Source organism: Xanthomonas sp. D-109 (assembly GCF_017746095.1).
GTDB classification, from domain to species: Bacteria; Pseudomonadota; Gammaproteobacteria; order Xanthomonadales; family Xanthomonadaceae; genus Xanthomonas_A; species Xanthomonas_A sacchari.
Window position 1 is genome coordinate 161,824 of record NZ_JAGHWV010000026.1, and the last position, 21,216, is coordinate 183,039.

Below are 21,216 nucleotides of genomic sequence, written 5' to 3' on the forward strand. Positions count from 1 at the left end.
TGTGCCGCTCCGTTTCAGGTCGATGGAGGGTTGATTAGAGGATGTATTCCCTAAAATCTCTTAGCCGCATGTAGATGCCATGTTCGCGCTTCCACTTCGCAAGGTTGCTATCGCGGAACTTGATGACGGCACTCTCCCACTGCTTGAGATCGCCGAGTTCAAACCAAGGAAGCTTTCCTGGCTGGATGTATTGCATCTCACCACGTTGACGTCCATCGGGCGTTTGATAGATGAGCGGCTTGTCGGCTTTGAACTTCTCCCCCGGATACCAAGTGAAGCTAATGATGGTTGCGTTCTGAGGCATCTTGCGCCATTGGGCATACGCGTAGACCTCGATGTCAGGATTTTCAAGCTGCCGCTCCTGCCGCTTCTTCTCTTGTGCATCGCTCAGCTTGCTGGTCACCACAGTCACCCAAATCGCTTGATCAGCGAAGAACTCAGGATGCTTCTTCAAAGCGTCCAGCGTTGAACCGTTGGAGACCATCGGAACGGCTTGCTTCTTTCTGATCTCTTGGAGCTTCTCTAGACGATCAAGCTCAGTCGGTTCGATCGTCCTGGCGTCACTCCACAACACTTCGAACCAAGCCTTCGCCTCAGCCAATGATGCTTGGTCACTGGTGCGCAAGCCAAGCTCTTTCCAGTGCAAGTGTTCAAATCCGGCGACACCAAGTCCGCCAGATGATGCATTCGCACTCCCGATCACCATCTCATCTGTGCCGATGTAAACCTTGGCATGGAGGCGATCCAGTGTCTTGATCTGGACGCCGCTCAGCGTCATCAGGATCCTGACTTCTGCGATGTTTGTAGCTCCCTGGCTTAGCTCCAAGATGACGCGAACGATTCGGCCAGGCTTGTTCAGTTGCAAAACTGTTGACGCGCTCTTTCCCCAAAACGCAACTGCAAGATCAAGGTCAGCATCCTGGCCTTTGATCCACTCGACTAGATCCGTTTGATCCTTGATGAGAACTACCATGTTGCGGAGCCTCCATTCTTGTTAGGGCCACTTTAGCTCGGACTATCCGATCCCAGTCGGTTGTGTAAGCTCGGAATGCATAGATCGCTTGGCTGACCTTTTCTTGGAGATGCTCATGGCGTGTTTCTGAAAGAAAGGCTTCGTTCAAAATTTCGCTTGAGGCAGATCGTTCTTGTCAAAGCATCTGGTCCAGCATCGCGAAGTGCCCGGCTCCTGACCAAAGCGATCGATTGCCAATGACATACACCGCCTCCTTGGCGCGCGTGACTGCAACATTGAGGAGGTTTGGCGTCGATCCAGCCCATCCTCTCGCACCGTGCTGGGAAGACTGCGGAGCACCCAATACGAAGATCACGGCTTGCGCTTCCCGGCCTTGGACTGTGTGCACGGTGCCAATGCGCTCTTTAGTCCACTCGTAAGGGTTGTCCACCCAGCCGTTGAGCAAGCCCGAGCGACGGGCTAAATCTCGAAGTTCGTCCTGCACCACGACAAATGGCGTGACGATATAGAGATCAGGATCGATGCTGGCTGCGTGCAACGCTCGCAGGAGCGCGACCACTTGCTCGCCTTCCTCAGGCGAATACTTATCGCGTCCACTTCCGCGAACATCAATCCAGCGCGATGGACCCAAGACATCCCGGATGACCGAAGTCTCAGGCACCTTGGCTTGAACCATCAGGTTGTTGTAAGCAACTCGGTTGGAGACGTCGAACATCGGCGAGGCGCAGCGCCTGTGGACCAGAAGCGGCGCGCCAACCGCGCGAGAACCTGAGGTGGTTTCAAAGCGCGCGCAATGCAAGCTTCCGTCGTCAGCAAGCGTTTGAGCAGAAGCGTTGGGAGCAGCAAAGCGATCCGGGTCAACCTTGAACTCGCGCATCACAGCTTGCGTGAGCACGGGTGGCAGCGGCACCACAGGCTCTACCTGTAATGGGTCGCCCACAATGAGCGCGTGCTTGGTGCGAAGCAACGCGCCAACAACCGACTGAGGCGTTGCTTGGCCAGCTTCATCGACGAGCAGCCAACCTAGGCTCTCGTCAGGAAGCTGGTTGAACATACGCTCGACTGACGCGAAGGCAGTTGAAATAACCGGCACCACAAGAAATAGGCTTGCCCAAAGATCTGCTGCCAGGTGCTTGCGATCAGCGCCTAGCTTGAAGTTGCCGCCGACAAGGCCATTCAAGTTGCGAAGGAGCGGCAAGGCTGCCGCATCGATGAACGAGCGGTGGACAGCCACTGCGGCTTCAAACAGCTCGGATCGCTCGGCTTGAAGCTGGCGATCCAGCCAAGGCAACGCCAAATTCTTCGCGCCGTGCTCAAGATGGTGGAAGCTCGCATCAAGCACGCAAGCACCGTCCCCCACTTGAATGCTTCCGCATTGAGCAAGGGCCTTGTCCAGTGCCGCCTTTGCTGTGGCGTGAGATGCGGCGGCATTACGGGCAGCTTTGTGCGCTTGCTCAGATGCTTCGAGCGCCGCATCTTCTTTGGACTTTGCTTTCCGGTAGGCACCTTGTGCTTGATCATGCGCGCGAGCAAGAGGGGTATGTGCAGCTTCCCACTGTTTAGCGCCGCTTGAACCAAACAGGCGTTTCAGGGCGAACAGACTCGGACGTCCTCGCTCGTGTTGGCTCAGTGCTTCCCGGCTGCTTTCAAGCTGTCTCCTACTATCGCTCGATACCGACTGCGCTGTCTGCGAAGACTCCATAGCTACGGCAGCACTTCGCTCAGCATCGGTCCTTTGCCGCGAGGCGTGTTGCTCGCGCTCCCGCAGAGAAGGCAGCGCGCCAAGCGCATGTCGAAGCGACTCCAACTCTGTCAGGCGCACGCGCACTCGCGCTGAGCAAGTCTGGAACTGCTGCCTCGCTTGCTGCCAACGCGTCAGTGCCTCAGCTGGATTTGAGGGGGCTTGGCAAAGCTCAGCCAGACCTTCGGGGTCGGATTCTTGGCGTGGCGTGACGCCACTGACGCGTTCTAGGTAGGTCTTGAACGAAAGATGCGACTCAGTCCAAAACGCTTTCCGAAAGCGCGAGCGATTGGTTGCATTGCCTAAGACAGCTGCGGAAAGGCCCCAGGCGTTTTTTCCAAGCATCTGGGTTGCTAACGGCTCGAAGTAGCGAAGCGTGCTCTCGGAGGCAATCGATTTGAGCGCCGGGATCTCTTCGCTGACATTCTCGACCGCCTTGTTGTTCGAGCTTGCCACGACCATTTCAAAGCCACGAAGCGATGGATCCGGCGCGAAAAGTTCTTGGGTCTCGCCCTTGATGCGTTTGCTCCATGAGGATTTGAAGGCCTTCTTGGGATCATCGAAGGCGCACATGGCCTCAGCCCGACGCGTCAGCTGATCGGCCACGACATCGCGCAGTAGCGTGCTCTTGCCGGTGCCAGGCGGGCCATTGACGCCAAGCAGCGGGCTCGTCTTAGGCAGTTGCGAGGCTAGGTTCACCGCCACCTGCTGTAAAAGCGCTGGACGCTGGTTGGGTGGAGTGACCCAGCGCCCAAGGGGCGCAATGGCAGGCGACAACGCTTGGTCAAGCGCATGGGGGTCATGCAAAAGATCATGCCGCTCCGATGGCTTGGTCTGCCCCAAAAAGCGCGCCAACGCGGGCGGAAGCTTTTGGCGCATCGCGCGATCCTTAGCTTGGGCTAAGTCGCGCAAGAAGAAGCTATTGAGCAGAAGCGGATCCGGAACAAGGCTGCTTCGGAAGCCCATATAGGCAGCGACAGCAAATTGTGGGCCTTGCACCAGATCGGCAGGGAGTCTTAGGGTTTGCACAAGCCAAGAGAACGCCTTTTGGAGCGTGGCGTAAGCAATCGGAGTATCTGTCCCACTTGGATCGGGGCGAAGCTGTTTGGTCAGGCCCTCAATCAGGCGGCCTTCTTCCCTAGTCCAGGAAGCCAAATCGTGCAACGAGCCTTCGAGCGCAACGGGTAACCCCCAGCCAAAAGCCGAGAGGGACACTGGCATGTCGCCAGCCAGCAGTCCGTCTTTGTCGACCAGGATCGACGCCAGAACGACTTCGCCCTTGACGTTGGGCGGATTGGGGCGTGCGTCTTGAAAGCGCGTCAGAAGCTTGCCGAAAGCAGGTTCAGCGGCAAGCGTTCCGAGGACGATGTGAAAGTAGACCTTGAAGTTTGGCTTGGAGCGCGCGGAGCCGCCATCCCAAGGCAGCCCTGGTCCAATCGAAACGATATTCTGCGCAATGTTGCTCGCAAGCTCTGCTCGGCGCTTGAAGGTCGTGGGTGAGAGCACTTCCAGAGCTGACCAAGCATCGAGGATGTCCGGAGCGCGATTGATGTAGTTCACCGGTTTGAATTCAGGCTCGGGGATGGTGGTCCCAGGTGGATGTTCCGTCGTATTGCTCGTCTCAGGACGAGGACGGGGGCGCGTTGGCTCGGTTGGTGCGCCCGGTGGACCAGGCGGCGCCTGCTTGTGCGCGTTGTCAGCCCGGGCCTGTGCCCGGTAGCGATCCAAGGCGTTGACCACCTCAGTAGCAAGCTCCTTGGCACGCGGAGTTCGACGAAAGCCAAGTTCCTCCGCGAGTTCGGTAAGCGTGGCCTCGTCGGAAAGGGATGCAGCGTAAAGCTCTTCGAGCTGGTCGATGGATTTAGATAGATGCGGGCGGCTCATCCGTGGGCTCAGGTCTGCGGGCTACCCATGCAGTGTAGGACAAGCTCTGGCGCTAGCAAGGCTTTGGAGGGAAAGTGCCTTGACGAAATGTCTAGCTGCCCTATGTTGACAACAGGGGTAGATATGAAAAGATCATTCAGGCAGAAGATTAAGAAAGCCATCCAGTCCAATAGCACAGCAGAAGCTGCCAAGCTTTGTCGAGCGCAACCCGATGTCGATGAAGCTGCTCGCGCGTCCATCGTGGAGGCGATTGGACTTGATCAGGAGGCTGTCGTCGAACATCTGTTGCCGCTATTGAAGCCCTCATGGCAGAGCGAGCCCTTGGTGACCGCCGCCAAATTTGGGAACACCGAGCTTGTCCGAACGCTCATCCCGTTTTGCGATGCAGAGGATGACGAAGCACTCTGCTCGGCGGCAAGACACGGCCACGTGGAGTGCGTCAAGCTCCTGCTCAAAGATTGTAATCCGCTGCAAGGAGACTCCCAAGCCTTGTTTGTAGCAGCGCTCAACGGCCACGCCGATGTCGTTTTCCAGTTGCTGTTGTGCTCGGATGCCAAAGCAGCCGGCAGCCGCGCGATCCTTGCTGCTTGCAGTGAAGGCCACTTGGATGTGGTCAAGCATCTGCTGCCGTTCTCGTCCAAAATTCTTTGCGCGCAATATGGCGTTGAGGAGGCGGCGAAGAACAATCGTGCCGAAGTCGTTGAGTTCCTAATCGAAGCTGGCCTTCCTGACCCCGAAGACACCTTCTCGTTGGGGCTGAATGTTGCCGCTGCGAAAGGTCATGAACAACTCGTTCGGACACTACTTTGGGCAATCGTTAGAACAGGGCGTGCACCACGCGACTTTGGTCGGAGAGCAATGCTGACTGCGGCAAGCGCTGGCAATGCATCAATCGTCAAGTCGATCTTAGAGTTCGCGAACAAGGCCTGCTATCCGGAAGGCGGCTTGGTTGCAGCACTTCGAAACGGGCACGATGAAGTGGCGGATGTGCTGGTTCGCCGAGTGAACTTAGATCATGTGCGGGACCTATTCGCAGATGAAGAGCTTGAAGCCAAGCTTGATGAGGCGATTGCAAGAGTTGATGCAGCGAAGCAGCACAGAGAGCTTCAAAGCAACGAGCGCAAGAGATCTGCGCAAAGCGGTGCGTCAGAGCTGGTGATGATGAACTCATCTCGTAGCGTGCGCTTTTGAGTTAGATCAGAGAGTCATCTGCGATGCTGGCGCTTTGTGAGGTGCGATGCAAAACGCCCTCGAACAAGCTTGTGCAAAAGGAGGGAGGCTTTGGCGCTTTGGGTTTTAGGGCCGGCTGATTGGGGCATGGAGCAAGCGCGTGCTCCTGCTTGCTTGGTCGGCTGCAGTGTTAGGAATTGCCTCGAAGCGTGTGCGTCTGAGGCTTCTAGGTGGCGATGGCTTTCGCCGTTGCCATCGTTCACCTCGACGACCACAGCGCTTGGTGGTTGGCGTCTCGCAGCACGAGCGCTCCCTCGTCTGTCACTCCCACGCTGCCGGCGGGAGCATTCCATGGCGCCACCCATAAGATGCGTCCTTCCGCATTACGGACCGAAAAAAGCCCCTCTCCGCTCAGTGCACACCGTGTGTTTTTGGTTTGGCCCGTAGGGCTGCGCCAGATGGCTTTGTGAAGTCCATGAAGATCGTAGACGGCCAACCCTCCATTGATCTCGTGGATTGCTACGTAGCGACCATTGCGTGAGAGTAAGAACCCGCCAGGGGGCATGCTTTCGCCGCATTGCAGGCGCTCGCCTAGGTTTGACTGCTGCGCATTGGCAGCCTCGGCAATGCAGTAGACGAAGCGCCGCTGGCCGCCTGCCTTCTCATGGTCAGCGTATACCCCCACTACGTAGCCCAGGGCGCTGTATTGCTTGGCGTCCGCATCCTCGCAGGCATCGTAGGCCACCCGCACTGGCGCATTGCGTCCGACGATGCCGATCGCGCTCTTTGTTGCACCTATCTGAGGGTTGGTGAAGCCGATCGCCAGAGCTAAATCGCTGCCTTCGATGCGCCACTTGCCCGCGCCCGACACGCCCGTCAAGATCGACTTCTTGCTGTTTGCGACAGCCCAGAGCGATGCGCCGGTGAGCGACTGTTCTGAGATCGGCATGATATTCATCGGGGTCGGGCCGGCGAACGTTGTGCCCGAGTCGAAGAAGCTCTCTTCCCAGATCAGGCGTTGTTGGGTGCCGTTGACGACTAGCAGCTCAAGCGTCCTGTGCCGATCGCAAAACTCGGCGGCTCCTTCGAACGCGCTGTACAGGTTCATCACGGTGTTCTTCAGTTCGACCACCGAGTTGGTCACGTCCACGCCGGCCTGCACTGCCTGGGTGACCCGGCCAACCGTGGTAGTAGCGCCTGTGAGCCTGCCGGGTGACGGGGCTGCGAGTTCTTTCTCCAGCTGTTTGGTGTCGTTTTGCTTCTTGGGCTGCTTTTTCGTCTTTTCCGGCGAGGAGACGTCCTTACTGCCTTTTTTGGCCATAACGCAAATCCTTGGAAGATGGCGTGGTCCATGCGGAGCGTATTGTTCGTGGATGGGATCGCGGTGGGGCAGGTAGCTCCTTGGCGGCCGTGGATGACATCTGCATGCTAGCGGCGCCTGGGCAGGTGCACTACCCCATAGATTGCGAACTGATCTGTGGCCTTGGGATGGAGGTGCTTGCCGAAATCCAGCCGAGCAATGGAGGAGTTCGGCCCACCTAGGGCGCGTATCCGAGGTGAGACTTAACGGCCGCCCTGAAATTTGAAGGTGAAGCGAGCGGCGGATGCGGCATTCTCCCCACTGATGGGCACGGGCGTAGCATCGGTCAGCGTCAACATCCCATCGGCAACTGGGACCGGGGCACCCAGCGTGAGGTCCATCTCCTTGGACCAGCCGCCACCAAGCACGGTCGCCCTAACCACCAGCCGGCCGGCCTGGATGCATTGAACGTCTGCCGGGCAACGGCTGTCTTCGATGACGCGATCAGGACGCACCCTGGGGCCATCAACCGCCGCTATCTCTCCCAACCGCACAGGGCCTTCAATGGGGCGGCTTGCGACTGGGCCACCTGCCGCGCACCCGGCAAGTGATAGGGCCATCAGTGCTGCAAGTGCTTCCACCCTCATCCAAAAGGTCAGGGGAGCGTTTCGTTGTTCGATTTGCATGGCTGGGCGGCTCCGAAGATGGCCTGAGTGTCCCACAGCTTTGCAATCCAACGCTGAGATGCGCACCAGAGGCGTGAACTTGAATGTTGTGGGCATAGCCCTCCCTCTCTTGGCCCCTTCCCGCTAAAGTGCCCGATCTGTTGCAACCTGGCACCAAGTCCAGGGCAGTCTCGAAGGGAAGTGGTTTAGGTGTTCAGAGCTTTGGTGTTTTTGGTTTTCGTGCTCGCTACATCGTCAGTGGGAGCCGCAGAGCTGGTTGGGCGCGCGACCGTCACAGATGGCGACACGCTCACCGTAGCGAAAAAGCGCATCCGTCTGTGGGGCATCGACGCCCCGGAGAGCGCGCAGCAGTGCAGCACCCAGGATGGGCATTCTTGGCCCTGTGGTCGCCGGTCAGCCGCCTCGCTAGACGGCTTTCTGCTGGACAAGACCGTTCGCTGCCAACCCAAAGACACGGATCGCTATGGCCGAGTGGTCGCGGAGTGCTTCGTCCAGGGGCAGTCGGTCAACCGCTGGATGGTGCACTCGGGTTTGGCGGTGGCGTATCGGCAATACGCCACAGCGTTCATCGCAGACGAGGCCAACGCGAAGCAGCATCGGCGCAACCTCTGGCAAGGGCCTTTCCAGATGCCTGCCGACTATCGGCGTAGCAAGCGGGACCAGGCGGCCCGCCAGGCCCAGGTGACCACGCCACCCATGTCCAGCGGATGCCGCATCAAGGGCAACATCTCCCGGCAGGGCAAGAAGATCTACCACGCGCCTGGCCAACGGGACTACGAGCGCACCAGCATTGATCTGAGCCGTGGCGAGCGCATGTTCTGTAGCCCTGAGGAGGCGGTGCAGGCAGGGTGGCAGCCGGCAAAGCGCTGAAAGTTTTCGTCGAGGTGGGCGTGCTTAGAGGGCTTGCGCATGCCCCCTTTTGTCTGCCCATGTCGGCGATCGGAGCGGTAGACTCTGGCCCTGGTGACGTGGAGGCCATACCCAAGTGGACGGGATGCAACGCATGGAAACAACGATGACCAATCAGCCCCAGCCAGGTGCCTTCTACATGTTCATATCCGACATGGAGAGTAATAGGCCGCCTTGCGGGGTTAGGTTCGACAACCTCCGCCGGCTGCATTTGCCACCCCGCGTGATCCTGCGTCCGCAAGAAGGTGGTTTTCCTTCACTGCTTGAGCAACCGCAGATGACTTATGACCCCAGCGCGGGTCCCGAGCCTCGCGATCTGGAGCCAGGGTTTGGTGGCTATTGGTTGGTCTCCGAACGACTTCACAATGTCATGTGCTCGGTCGATCCAAACGCCTTCGCCTTCGTTGAAGTGGATTACCGCCTAGCCGATGGTATCAAGGGGGCGCGTCGCTTCTTATGCGACGTTGTTCGAGAACTGGATGCCTTGGACGAAGCATCATCGCGACTGAAGATCGAGGTCGATGAGGAGTTTGTGCGCGGGAAGTTCTATTACTTCGGCGGGGGAGCTAGCCTTGCATTCCGGCATGAAGTTCTGGGGGATTCGCACGTGTTCCGATTGCCGTTCAATCCGTCGGTGTTCTGCGATCGACAGTTCAAAGAGGCACTTCACAACGCTGGCATATCTGAAGACGCAGAAGTCAGCGGCATCTCTTTCATTGACGCGTCGGATCTCTGATCCGACGATTGACAAGGACGAATCCTAGATCATGGCCGCCCTCTTCCAAAAGCACCATGGCCTCGACCAGAAGTCGTTTGAGAGCGATCCTTTGTTGAAGGTGCTTGTGGACAATGGCCGATTCCATAAGGATTGGCCCACGAATCTGATCAATTTGCCCAACGACAAAGCGCTTGCTCACGCCATCGGTGTTACGCCGCACTCGGGCGGTCCCATCAAGGAATATAATTTAGGTGTGAACTATGTTCTTCAGCGCATGGCTGCCACGAAAGATGGGCAGGCAGCATTGCTTGGGGATCCGGATGCCCTAGATCGAGTCGCCCTTAAGGTGCAGCGATTGAGCGACACCGTGCAAGTGGCGCTCATCAATGGCGACTTGCGAACCAACAATGCGCTAGGGGAAACGATGGACCAAACGCGAGCTATCACGCAAGCGTTCTATCGTGACCCAAACGGTTATGCTTTTCAGAACCAAACGCAGTTAGATGCGCATGGCAAGGCCAGTGCCAATGCGCGCCAATGGAGCCCGGTGACGCATAATGAGGGTCGCATTGTCTCGACCTTGCAGCACTTTCAGAGTTCGGGAAGGTCGCTGCTAAGGGGCGGCGATCTAGACTTCCAACGCAATAGTCTATCCCAGGCTATAGCCGACGCTTACCACGACGGCCGCTTGACCATGTCGCCAGGTGGGGTGGCAGTGGTCGAAAACACACTGGGAGAAGAGGCCGCAAACAGTCTCCGCGTGCCGCGCGGACAGCGTGGCGAAGTCTCCATGCAGCTGCTGATGGGCGAGGCCTCCGCGCGTGGGCTCACCCGTGCCGGCGGACTTTTGGCAACGGGCGCGGATGCGGTGATGACCGCTCGCACGGCGGCGACGCTAATGGAGCAGGGCAACCTCACCGCTGCGCAGTCCGAAGTCAATCACGCCGTTGCTCGCAACTTAGGCGGCTGGGCCGGCGGCGCGTCTACGGCAGCCGCGCTGGGCAGTAGCAGTGGCTTTGTGCCTGCTGCGTTGGTGGTCGGTGACGCGGTCTTGATGAGCAAGGCCTTCGATAAGGCCGTGGATCTGAAAGAAAACCGCGACATCTTCCACCAGACCGATCGGGCTGGCGTGGACTGGCAGTTCAACGGACGGGATTGGGAACGCCAAGGCGCGTTCGATCGCGCGGCTGATGGGCGCGAAGCCCCTGCCCAAGTATCCGTCGGCGCCAGCTACGCCAAATCCCAGGAACTGGGCGCGATGGCGAATGCCAAGGCTGCCGAATTCGCCTTGGGCAAGGCGCCTCGGCCACAGGACCCGTTCGACCTGCCTGCCCAGCCTGGCGATCGGATTGCTTTGGATAACCAGAACTGGCATCGCAATCCAGATACGGAGAAATGGGAGCGTCAGATTAAGACCGGCGTGGACGGTGCCAACGACCGGGGTGTCTACGAGCGGCAGATTGCAAACGCGGAACAGACGCAGCGCTTGAATCAGGAGGCCTTGGCACGGATCGAAAGTAACCTCTCCAACGGGCGCGAGGCCATCGCCCAGGCCTACCTGGAGAGCCATGCCGCTCAGCGCGGGCAGGACTACGGGGTCGGCGTTCCAGCCGCCGTAGAAAGTGCTCGGGCCAAACAGGACCGGGTGCAAGGCCACGATGGTCAGACCTACCAGCGCAATGAGGCCGGACAGTGGCTTGGGAAGGATGGAGTGGCCACCGGCAACTTGGCGGTGGAGCTGGAACTCACCAATCAGATGCGCCAGCCCTCGCTGGAACGCGCGCAGGAGACCTTGGCAGCCATTGAGGCTCGTCCTGCGCCCAGTCCTGAGCAGATGGAGCACAACGAGCTTGTGCATCGCTACCGCGCTGCCGGCGTGGACCTCAATGCTCAGGACAACAACTTAGAGGCGGTCAAACTCGCCACTGAGCGCACGAAAGAAGCTGAGGGCCTCACTGGTCCGACGATGCAGCAGCTAAAGCCGAACGAGCAGGGGCAATACGGCTACGACAGCCCGATCGTGCACTACCAAGTCGGGCAAGATGGCGTGGCCCATCAGGTCGCATTGACCACGCCTGAGGAGTTGCGTCAGGCCAAGGCTGAACTCAGCCAGCCCGCCATGGCACATGTGCCAACGCTGGCGACGGTCTCTGTGAACGCGCCAAGCCGCAGCAAAGAGCAGGAAGGCGAGCCGGCCCAGGAAAAGGCGCCGCCCGGTCCATTGCTGGCCGACAACCCGGCTCACCCAGACCATGCGACCTACCAGACGATCCATTCCTGGGTGAAAGGCACTGGGAACTGGAACGACGAAGAGAGCCGCAATGTCTCAGCGGCGCTTTACAAGCAGCAAGTCGAGGACCCGTTGGTCAAGCGGGTGGACCGGGTGACCGGTGCGCTGGGGAAGGATGGGGCTGAGAACGTGCTGGCTGTATACGCGCCGTTTGGCGACAAATCCCCGTTCTTCCATGCTCGTGTAGACGGACGGGAAGCAGCCCAGCAGCCAGCCGAGCAGAGTCTGCAGCAGGCGGAGGTCATCAAGCAGGACCAAGTGCGTCAGCAGCAGGTGGAGATGACCCAGAAGCAAGCGCAAGAGCAGGCAGCGCCGACTCGGGCGATGTGAAGCAGGGCGACGGATGCACGTCCATGTCCGCTTCCGCGCAGAGGATGCTCGGTTCCTTAGGCGCTCCTGATCACGACCTTCATGGCGTCACCCGTCGAATTTCCCAGTCACCGCGAGACAGCGTCCGGACCTGATGAAGGTCAGTGTCATAAATGGCGATCAGTTCAGAGCTGCTGGCGATGATGTGGCCACGGATCTTCCGCTCGCCCTTCTCCCAGAGTTCCGTATCGCCGCGCGATACTGGGCCAAGTAAGCGACGCCGCTCAGCGCTGGCTTCATTTTTTCCAGCATGCTCGCCAACAAATCCTGGTAAGACTGATACGAACAAACCGACGAAAAACAGTGTCACTGCAAGATAAATGCCAGAGGCGGCGATGCCCCCTGATGACAGGACAAGCATGATTGAAGGGTGGCGCCGACCAAATTCTTTGATGCGAACGCCTTTGTAGGGTCGGGCAGGGAAGCGGTAGACCCAAACTGCCAACCACAAAAAGAAAAAAGCGAGCAACACTGCAAGCCAAGGCACGGAGTGGATGACTCCAATGCCTTCTAACACAACGGCATAGTAGCCTCGGATGACTTTCCAGTCGGTGGATTGAGGGAAGAGATCTGCCTGGACACCCCACGCATTGAGATAGCTGGTGTAGGCAACATGCCCACACCCGTGAAGCACAATCCCAGCCAGCGTTGTCATTGCAGCGATGCTGCCGATCAACGTGGTGATGGACCACGATCGCTTGGAAGGCGCCTTGTTCGCGTCCTCTGGTGAAGGGTCGGAGCGGTTCGATCGGACAATTTCGATATGTCGCATGGCAGTCGTGTTTGATGAGCTACTCAGTTACTTTGATCGTTCCTCAAGAATCCGATGTGATGCACGGAGTTGATATCAGCCATGAAACGCCCTGAGCCTGACTCTCGGGCGTAATCGAAAAGGAGAAGATAGTGACCCACCATCTCATCGATACTCGATAGACCATAACGTGCGAGGATCGGAGGAATGCGATCACGCAGAAGCGCGATACGGAAGCTCTCACGTGTGGTGCCAAAGTTGCAGTAATAAGTGTCATGCGCTGTCCACAATTTCCACGGACGGACGATGCCCCAGAACCCCAACCATCGGCCCGTGTGCTGCGCCATGATCGCTGACTCAAAGCGCACGAATGCATCATGGACAGCCACCTCGGGTCGGTCGTTGCCTGGCATGCGAATCGTCATGGGGCTTGTCTTAAAGCTCGGCCAATGCACAAGCTGTTCAAGCAGCTTTTGAGGCCCGCGCGAGACAGTGTTTGAACGCCTTGTGCCATCGCCGCCACTTCGCGAGCGACTTTCTTCCCCGGACCCTTCCTGATCCTCTGAGGTGATGTCATCGCTCTCTTCTGTCAAAGACGGGATCAACACGATAAGCTTGGTGTTGCGTTGCTCCCAATGAGCGACCGTTCGATCGCTGTCGTCGTCTTCCCAGGGGTCGCCATAGCTTCGAGTGATGTCACACTCATCTGCGTGGGGAAGGGCGTAGAAGTGTGCGACTTTGCTGCGCCGGCCAGGACTCGGCCTGGATGCGGATCTGAAATGAGCCGTGGCCTCGCAGTAGGGACAGCGTAAATGGGGCTTCAAGGCCCGCCGGGAAGACGGCTCTAGATCCGCGACTTCCTGTGCTGTGTATTCCTGATTGCTTCGACGATCCCTTGCTTTGTCCATCAGGCCCCCCTTGTCCTGACTCGCATGCTTTCAAGGGTTGTTCGACGAGTCAAGTGGCGAGGGGGAGGCTGAATGATCGCATGGCACCCGCAACAGAATTTTGGAAGGTATGCCACCCGCTCTGCATTAGAATTTCAATCCGTCGAAAATTTGCTGACTAGGAGAAAAGTATGAATCCAATGGCAATTCCATCGGAGAGAACAATCGAGTCGATCTCGAACCATTCGATTGTGGAAATTCTAAATTTCGGTAAAGGGGCGCCTCCGTATGCATGGTGTTTCGTGCCATCCCAAGTCGATGAGGCAAAGCTAGGTTACGACGTGTCTTTGAAAGGGAAAAAGCAAGTGCTGGTGCAGTATAAGGCAATGAAGAAATCTGGTAGTTTTACTTTTAACTTTGGGCAGCTGTGGTTGCTTCTTGCGAATTTCCCGAAAAATGATTTTCCTTATGTTTTTCTTTCTGGAAGCATAGCGGACTCAAATTCAATGCTTAAAGGCGATCATGAGTCTTGCCCTAATCGGTATGAGGCATTCGATAGGACCTTTTTTATAGATGCATGGGAGGTTATGAACAAATTAATTCAGGCAGTGGCGCCAGGTAGTGTTGCTGTTGGCACGGTGAATGCGTTTATCCCAGGCAAATCTGGTCAATTTACCCTGGCTCAAAGCTCCGTGGTTGGCGGCGCGCCGAAGTTCACCTGCACTATCAATAAGAATGCGAATATTCGAGTCGGTATAGCCAAGGCGACTGGTTTGCCCATTCCCCCTGCATCTGCTTCTTCTAGTGTAATTCCTCCATTTTCTTCCACTTCGTGGGGCACTGGTTTCGTGCAGGAGATAAGTGATTGTAGATTTGGTCTCAGGCTATCGCCGCATGAGGGGCGTGAGGATAAGACGGACAATGCTACCAGGGGGGCGTCTCGTCCAATTAGTTCGGTGACGTGTTTTATATCTCCTATGAAAGGTCATCCGTGAAGGTGGACGGATAACCTCGTCTCATTGCTATTAGAAAAATTTAGCTTTCGATCATGGATAGATCCTTGCTCCCTTCTTCAGCCGCTCTCTGAACTGCCCTCTCACATAGCTCGGCAGCGTCACAGTGGGCTGATAGTGACCGAGCGCTTCGACTTGGATCTTCCGGGTGTTGCCGGCTGATTTGTGCACGTAGTTGTCCTGCAGAACGGGAGCCTTCTTGTTGAGCGCATGACCTGTGATCAAGGCAATGTGCTCAACCCTCACGCCTTTCGCGTCGAGTTCTGTCGCAAGCGTGTGCCGGAACGCATGCGATCCAATGCCTTTCCCAAAGCCTAAGCCCTTCAAGTAGGCCGCAAATTGGTTGACGAAGCCCTGGCTATAGCGACCGTTTGGCTCACCCGTCTTGCGGCAGATGCCAGCCGATAAGTTCGGGAAGAGTCGCTTGTGACCGCTTGCCTTGATGTCCGCCAGGAAGTCGAGAAAGCCTGCCTGGATGAGGCTTGGGTGGATGGGGACCTTCCGGATGGCGCTCTTGCCCTTGAGGCTTTGCCGGCTGCGCCTACCCGCGCTTTGCGCCAGATCCTCGTCCACGGTCTTCTGGATCGAGAAGCACCAAACTCCTTGATCTTGGACGATGTCAGCCACTTTGAGCTGCGCGATCTCATTAATCCGAGCGCCTGTGTAAAGCGCAATCAGCGGGCACCACCATCGGTGCGGATACTTTTTGGCCCAAGGAACGAAGGTCTCGCTGTTGAAGATCTTCTGGATCTCTTCCGGCGAGAGCAGCCGCTCGGGCTCATCCTGATCAGCCAGGAGTTCTTCCTTGGCCGGCTTGAACGCGTCCATGGGCGAGTGCGGGATGGCACGCGCTTTGGCTAGGGTGTTGAAGAAGGACGCGAGGAAGCGCCGATGCAGTTCCAAGGTGGCGTTCGCCGGCTGCGCCCGGCCCAGACGTTGACCTTTGGCGATCAAGGCTTCGACGCTCAACCACTGATGCTTTGGGTTGGTCATGAAGTCTTGGGGCGCCCATCGCAGCAAGTCCCACATCTGGTAGATGTGCGTGTGATCAATCCGAGCAACTGAGGTGTCGCCACTTATGCGCTGCAATATGGCAAGCGTGCGGCGGTAGGCCTCGATCGTAGTGGTGCGAACGTTCTGCCGTTCCTTGTCTTTCAGGAAGTCGTCGATCTCCTCGGAAAGCAGCCGTGCCGGGGTGGCCAGGGGCAGAGGTTCGGGATAGCGAGTTCCGGATCGGCGAAGCCGGCGGAGCTTCTCATGATGGTCGTAGGTCGCTTGGACCAGATCTTGAAGGTGAAGCGCGCCAGCCCGGTCTTGAACGACGATATTTGTGAATTCGACTTTGCCGATGCGAATGCTTCGGATGGATAACTGACCTTTGGGCTGTTGCAAATATTGATGAAGTTGGGAGTGTTTAAAGCGCATCTACGATCCAATGATGAGGAGGTAGACGTTTGATAAGGGGAGGGAATTTTCTGTCAATGAAAAAATAGGACAGAAATTTCGTGCGGGCGATTGCCTAAGGTGGTCTCGCTAATTGCTGTTTAAGCGCCTTAATTTTCAGTTTGACTTTGATAAGTGATTTTATCGAGGAGCTATATACGTCAATGATTGCGGCTTTATAAATGAACTTGAAACCATCAATGCGCGTGTAGTGTTTAAAATTAACAATTAGCTTAAAAGTGAGATATATCTCTCGCAAATAAAATGAACGCAGGATAAATGTAGTGGCGTTTGCCTCATCTAATAATTCTTAAGAAGACAGTTAGGCAATCCCATTTTGACTCAGCCGGGGCAATGAAAAATGGGCGGATGGTGTCGCAGGATGTGTGACATAACTCGGCTGAAATCACTGCCCAGGATGACTCTTGGCCAATTGGCTGACGCAAGCGATAGCCAGCGGTACGGTGGCTTCAGAGTTAATCTATTTGGCGTGTTAGTTGCCATCTTCGGAGGTTGAATATTTGTCCGAGCGCGCGCGGGGCATCTACGCTGTTTACGCTGTGTGGTTCTGATCACATCCCGTTTCTAGGCGCACTTTGAGGCCTGCTGATCATGGCATTGACGGCGGTAGCGCCCTGCGGTTTTGCCTGGATACTATTAAAAGACTGGACAGAGGCTAGGTTGATGCACTTGAAGTCCGGCGTAAGCCCTACGCCACCTTTGTCGTCCACAACAACAATAGCGCCCATTTCTATAAGCTCTGGCAAAAATGCTTTAATGACCATGCGCGGAACCAATAGCCACCCCCCAGTGCTTCCGTGCAACGCCCCACTTACGATCTCTACGAACCCTAAACGCGGTCCCCCTAGGCGATGCGAATACTGACGAAGTTTGTAGACCTCGCTCAGAAAGCATGCCTCGTCTAGATGGTTAAGTGGGAGAGTCGTTGCGGATCCATTGTGATAGACCATGTAGTGCACCCAGTTGATCTCTTCAACGAGTGCGTTGATATGCTCTTTCGACAAAGATACAAGTCGTTTTGCTGCTGCGAGTGTATTCGGGTCTTTGTCAAATATCTTATATGAAGGTATCCCAGTCTTTGCCATTAAACGGCAAGTAAAAGCCAGCAACATGGTGAATTGGTAATGGCCATTCGATGATTTCGCTGGTCCCCTTCGCACGGATAAAAGGTGCTCATCTTCGGCAGGGTCTAGTTTCTTGGCCTGAAAAATGGCAACTTTCGCGCACTCGTCATCATGGCCAATGACGAGACAAAAATCGGCCCCTGTAGCGGTTTCGCTCAATGGCGTCTGGGCCCCGCCGTTCTTCCGAAATGTTCCAAATCGAAAATCCGCGTTGGTGCCCGAGGTTTGACCTTCAAAGGCAGCGAGTAATGGGGCCGCTATCGCCGTTCCGTTTAGGATAGCAGTGCTGTAGCTCTCCTCGTCATAGTCTTGTACGCCTGCAATAGTCTTGATGCGCTGCATGGTCCAAAGGAGCGCCAAGTGCATGGGGTCGGTTGGTGTCGTATTAGAAGAGATGCCATCGCTCGATCCCATGGGGAGACCTCTATTTGAAAGAGCAAACATAGCATTGTCGCGTCCGAGGAGCGAGTTACCAGCTACGCTACAAGCTCTCTCGATAGATGCGCAGCGCGTCGGGGTAACGACGACCAATCGCTTGCAGAAGCTTCCCACCACCGAAAACGGCGCCCTCGCCCTCATCTTGAAAGCATTGGAGCAAGCGATCAGACCAGTCAGATGGGATGCATTCTGTCGTTATGATTGGACCGGCTAAAAGTGAGCTTAGAACACAATCGCCTTTCTTCCCGGCAAGGCCTTCGTAGCTTTGTAGCGCGTCAAGCAATGAAACTTGCGTTGCAAGATCCGCATCCATCAAGACATCCATGAAGCGTGATCTCTTCCGTTCGTTTTCGAGCGCAAACGCGATATACCAAGTCCACTCGGCCCAGAAGTGTCCTAAGGTCTCAAATCGAGCAGACTCGCTTCCTGCTCGCCACGCTCGCCAGCTGGTGTCTCCTTCAAGAACGACCCCGTCGCCAGCGCGGGTCAGACTCATGCCAAATGGCTCGATGGTATCGTTAGCGTCTTGCAAGCTTGGGAAAAACATTTCGGGCCTCCATCGAGTATCCTTTGGTAGGCTAAAATTGATGCTTGTCAAGAGTGCTCAGTATTTCCAGGGCGCCCAGACTCTTGAGCCCCTAGGCATGATCAAGAGCGTCAGGGTGTAGTCGAATTGGTCCGCACTGATCTTCATTTCTTTAAGACTGAGCCCATCTCCTGCATGCTTGAACCAAACGCGTGCAGGAAGCTCCACACCCAGTCGTTCGTGCACGATCTCACTATTAGCAGCAAGAGTGTCCTCACCAATAGCAATGGCCTTCTGCCGCGCACGAAAAAACGCGCCGCCAGCCCGTGCTGATCGGCTCGAAATGGACCAATTGATGAAGCCATCGGTGTGTGAGATGAGCACGGCGCATTGGTCAGTGTGGTCGATCCAGCGCAATGCAGCAGCAGTTAGTGATACGCCATATTTATCGGCGCACTGAGCGAGCACCTCAAAGTCGGCGCCTTCCTGTGTGCTTTGGCGGAAGTCATCTAGGGGCATAAGCAGCGTCGCCGCAAAGGCGTTGGCCTGGGCTTCCATCGACGCCTCTTGCTCTGTCAGGCTCACCATGTCCTGCGTGGCGCACTGAAAGCCGTCGATGCGGTCTTGTCGATGCAGCAGGTAGTGGCCAAGCTCGTGAGCTTGCGTGAAGCGGATGCGACCAGCTGATTTCAATGTCTGGTTGTAAAGCAGCATCCACTTGCTACGCGTGTCATTCGGGAAAAGTGCGCCTTCAAACGACTTGATATCAGCCGATTCGACATTGGTGATCGCGTCACGCCATCGAAAGATCTCCGCTGCTCCCTTGGCCAGAGCAACGACGTCAACTGGAAAGCGAGGATCCCCATGCGCCGCTGACACCGTGTTGAGCAAATGCGTCAGGCGGTAAGCGGCCTTGGAGGGAGTAAGCGCGTCGGAGTTCATCGGCCAATCCTTGGCAGGGTCAAGACTTCTTGAAGGTTTCCATGATCCTACGCATCTGCTCCTTGGCCGACGCGTCAAGCTCGCCGTAGTTCCTAAAGAACGCCTGGTCTAGATGTCGCTCCTCAGGACTTGTCGCTTCCTCGTCTAAAAAATACGACACATCCATGGAAAGCGCCTTGGCGAGAGCGGCGAGCTTCTCAACCGACGGGCGAGGGGACTCTCGGTTCTCCAACTCCCACAAGTAGCTCTTGCTCATGCCAGCAGCCTCAGCGAGCGAATCGAGTGTGAACCCCTTTTCTCGTCTTAGGTTCTTGATTTTATTGCCAAAAATAGTGGACATAGACGGTTCCTTGGAGGCCGGCACAGCGCCAAGTGCCACTATACCGAACAAAAGCTTTGACAGGAGCGAACGATGCAGGCAAGATCGTCCTGAAATTCGCCACACCGAACAAAAAATATCGCTACAAAAACCGAGACTCAGTTCACATTTTGCTCGGCATCCGTGGTAGAGTCCAAAGCAAAAGGGCCCGACCGGAAGGTCGAGCCCTAGATACAGGGGGTATAAATTTTCTCAACACAACATGCAGTGTTCGAAAGTCACTGCTGAAGCTAAAAACCTCACCTGTAAGGCGTTCGGCCGGTGGGGTCTTTGAGATTGGCTGCCTCGCAAACAGCCGTAAAAGTATAGCTCTCTTCAAAAGAGTGTCAATACACCAGTCTTGAAGTTGTCGGATGAGCGCCCTCTACCAGAGGACTACGGCCGTGTCTACGACGACCGCTCCCCCTCGTCCTGGCTACAAGCTCATCTTCCGGGCAGTCATTACCTTGAAGAACGGCAAGAAGCTCCACGCTTCTGCTGCGGGCTTGAAAGCTTGGCCGATCTGGGTTCCCGACATCTAGTCGGGTGATGTGCGGGGCAGCATCGCTGCCCCGCCTTCAAGGGTCAGGACCTGTCGGCCTCTGTACTTTCTTCCTCAACTACCGAGAACTTCAATGGCTACAAATCCACCGAAAGGCGACGGCCACCGCAATGGCGCGGTGCGCAACCGGTCGCAAACCCAGACCCCGGCGGGCAATTTCGTCAAGCGCGACACCAGCACTGGGCGTTTCATGGATGTCAAAGCGGACAAGCTCCCTTTCAAAGGCGTGCGTAAGGAAAAGTGAGTAGCGGTCGGTGGTGCTTTGGCGCCACCGACCTCCTAATAACTTGTCAATCTAGGGAGAAACGCTTTGCCAAACTTCATCGTCAACAAAAACGCGCAAGCCAACGGCGATCACGAGGTGCATAACACCACCACTGGGTGCGCCTTCATGCCGCAGTTGGCTAATCAGATCAATCTTGGGTCTCACGCCAGCTGTCACCAGGCCGTGGTTTACGCAAGGTCCAATTGGCCGCAAAATCGCATTAATGGCTGTTACTACTGCGCAAATGCGTGTCATACCAGCTAATACTCGACCTTAGGGTGCCGGTAATCATCGGCACCCTCTTTACTAATGCGTGGGAAAGGCTTGTAGCTCCGTGATAAAAAAACGTGGCAGTAAGCCGTTCCATCTATTCCTCTGGCTACTCAGGTGACTTATGGATAATTGGTTGGCACAAGCGGTAATCGGCGGCATCGTGGCTTCGACGGTCATCTACTTGGGGCGCTGGGCCTACGGCAAAGCTATCTTTTGGAACGATCGCCTTGGCCTCGCCATCAATCGGGCTGAAATTCGCAAGATCGAGTATCTTGGCCAGGACAAATTCCATGTCACGCAGTTCTTGCTTATCCAAGTTCTTTGCTGCTTTGGGATTTTAGGTATTGCCATCATGCTTGCTCCGCTAGCCTTCATGACGGGCGGCGCCAAGTGGATCGTGCCAGGCCTGGGGTTGCTGGGCCTTTCGATCTATGGATGCGTGGTCTATCCGTTGGGCATGATCGTGCGTCTTCGGAAGGGCGAGGCCTACATCAAGCGCCAGCAGGCTCTGATCGAGAAGGCAGAGCGTCGCTTGGATCTGACTTCCCAGAAGGCCTAGCCTTCATCTGAGGG

General features: G+C 56.4%; 18 protein-coding genes. 7 read left to right on the forward strand and 11 right to left on the reverse strand.

The features are described from left to right. Positions 1-34: 34 nt before the first annotated feature. Together J7357_RS19340 and J7357_RS19345 are read right to left on the reverse strand one after the other, a co-directional pair. Positions 35-973 (reverse strand): phospholipase D family protein, encoded by a 939-nt coding sequence (locus J7357_RS19340; protein WP_209248980.1) that lies wholly within the window; start codon positions 971-973, stop codon positions 35-37. Between the two features lie 175 nt (positions 974-1,148). Then, on the reverse strand, positions 1,149-4,598 hold the full coding sequence (locus J7357_RS19345; RefSeq protein ID WP_209248982.1) for a DEAD/DEAH box helicase: 3,450 nt from the start codon (positions 4,596-4,598) through the stop codon (positions 1,149-1,151). A gap of 123 nt (positions 4,599-4,721) precedes the next feature. On the opposite strand from J7357_RS19345, the gene J7357_RS19350 reads away from it, so the two are divergent. Then, positions 4,722-5,789 (forward strand): ankyrin repeat domain-containing protein, encoded by a 1,068-nt coding sequence (locus J7357_RS19350; RefSeq protein WP_209248984.1) that lies wholly within the window; start codon positions 4,722-4,724, stop codon positions 5,787-5,789. A 238-nt stretch (positions 5,790-6,027) separates the two neighbouring features. Here J7357_RS19350 and J7357_RS19355 read toward each other — a convergent pair whose 3' ends face one another. Both J7357_RS19355 and J7357_RS19360 read right to left on the reverse strand, forming a co-directional pair. Then, positions 6,028-7,089: a hypothetical protein gene (locus tag J7357_RS19355; RefSeq protein ID WP_209248986.1), complete on the reverse strand. Its 1,062-nt coding sequence runs from the start codon at positions 7,087-7,089 to the stop codon at positions 6,028-6,030. Between the two features lie 242 nt (positions 7,090-7,331). Further along, positions 7,332-7,688: a hypothetical protein gene (locus tag J7357_RS19360; RefSeq protein WP_244667680.1), complete on the reverse strand. Its 357-nt coding sequence runs from the start codon at positions 7,686-7,688 to the stop codon at positions 7,332-7,334. 276 nt (positions 7,689-7,964) lie between these two features. Between J7357_RS19360 and J7357_RS19365 the strand changes: the two genes are divergently transcribed. The 3 genes from J7357_RS19365 (at position 7,965) to J7357_RS19375 (ending at position 12,001) form a co-directional block, all read left to right on the forward strand. Further along, a complete protein-coding gene (locus tag J7357_RS19365) occupies positions 7,965-8,624 on the forward strand; it encodes a thermonuclease family protein (protein ID WP_209249049.1) in 660 nt (219 codons plus the stop codon). A 133-nt stretch (positions 8,625-8,757) separates the two neighbouring features. Beyond that, positions 8,758-9,399: a DUF1629 domain-containing protein gene (locus tag J7357_RS19370; RefSeq protein WP_209248988.1), complete on the forward strand. Its 642-nt coding sequence runs from the start codon at positions 8,758-8,760 to the stop codon at positions 9,397-9,399. A gap of 31 nt (positions 9,400-9,430) precedes the next feature. Next, positions 9,431-12,001 (forward strand): XVIPCD domain-containing protein, encoded by a 2,571-nt coding sequence (locus tag J7357_RS19375; RefSeq protein ID WP_209248990.1) that lies wholly within the window; start codon positions 9,431-9,433, stop codon positions 11,999-12,001. A gap of 79 nt (positions 12,002-12,080) precedes the next feature. Here the strand turns inward: J7357_RS19375 and J7357_RS19380 are convergent, their stop codons facing one another. After that, a complete protein-coding gene (locus tag J7357_RS19380) occupies positions 12,081-12,812 on the reverse strand; it encodes a hypothetical protein (RefSeq protein WP_209248992.1) in 732 nt (243 codons plus the stop codon). 23 nt (positions 12,813-12,835) lie between these two features. Continuing rightward, on the reverse strand, positions 12,836-13,216 hold the full coding sequence (locus tag J7357_RS21445) for a hypothetical protein (RefSeq protein ID WP_244667669.1): 381 nt from the start codon (positions 13,214-13,216) through the stop codon (positions 12,836-12,838). Between the two features lie 653 nt (positions 13,217-13,869). On the opposite strand from J7357_RS21445, the gene J7357_RS19390 reads away from it, so the two are divergent. Then, positions 13,870-14,673: a hypothetical protein gene (locus J7357_RS19390; protein WP_209248996.1), complete on the forward strand. Its 804-nt coding sequence runs from the start codon at positions 13,870-13,872 to the stop codon at positions 14,671-14,673. 51 nt (positions 14,674-14,724) lie between these two features. Here J7357_RS19390 and J7357_RS19395 read toward each other — a convergent pair whose 3' ends face one another. The 5 genes from J7357_RS19395 to J7357_RS19415 all read right to left on the reverse strand — a co-directional run bounded on the left by J7357_RS19395 (position 14,725) and on the right by J7357_RS19415 (position 19,525). Then, positions 14,725-15,876, reverse strand: coding sequence for a site-specific integrase (locus J7357_RS19395; RefSeq protein ID WP_343237439.1), 1,152 nt, complete (start codon positions 15,874-15,876; stop codon positions 14,725-14,727). A gap of 830 nt (positions 15,877-16,706) precedes the next feature. Continuing rightward, positions 16,707-17,693 (reverse strand): hypothetical protein, encoded by a 987-nt coding sequence (locus J7357_RS19400; RefSeq protein ID WP_209248997.1) that lies wholly within the window; start codon positions 17,691-17,693, stop codon positions 16,707-16,709. Between the two features lie 67 nt (positions 17,694-17,760). Further along, on the reverse strand, positions 17,761-18,213 hold the full coding sequence (locus tag J7357_RS19405; RefSeq protein WP_209248999.1) for a hypothetical protein: 453 nt from the start codon (positions 18,211-18,213) through the stop codon (positions 17,761-17,763). A gap of 108 nt (positions 18,214-18,321) precedes the next feature. After that, positions 18,322-19,185, reverse strand: a complete 864-nt coding sequence (locus J7357_RS19410) for an ImmA/IrrE family metallo-endopeptidase (RefSeq protein WP_209249001.1) — start codon at positions 19,183-19,185, stop codon at positions 18,322-18,324. Positions 19,186-19,204: 19 nt separating this feature from the next. Further along, positions 19,205-19,525 (reverse strand): helix-turn-helix transcriptional regulator, encoded by a 321-nt coding sequence (locus J7357_RS19415; RefSeq protein WP_022558645.1) that lies wholly within the window; start codon positions 19,523-19,525, stop codon positions 19,205-19,207. A gap of 653 nt (positions 19,526-20,178) precedes the next feature. Here J7357_RS19415 and J7357_RS19420 point away from each other — a divergent pair. Further along, positions 20,179-20,349, forward strand: a complete 171-nt coding sequence (locus J7357_RS19420) for a hypothetical protein (protein ID WP_022558646.1) — start codon at positions 20,179-20,181, stop codon at positions 20,347-20,349. A 415-nt stretch (positions 20,350-20,764) separates the two neighbouring features. Then, positions 20,765-21,202 (forward strand): hypothetical protein, encoded by a 438-nt coding sequence (locus J7357_RS19425; protein ID WP_209249003.1) that lies wholly within the window; start codon positions 20,765-20,767, stop codon positions 21,200-21,202. The last annotated feature ends 14 nt before the right edge of the window (positions 21,203-21,216 follow it).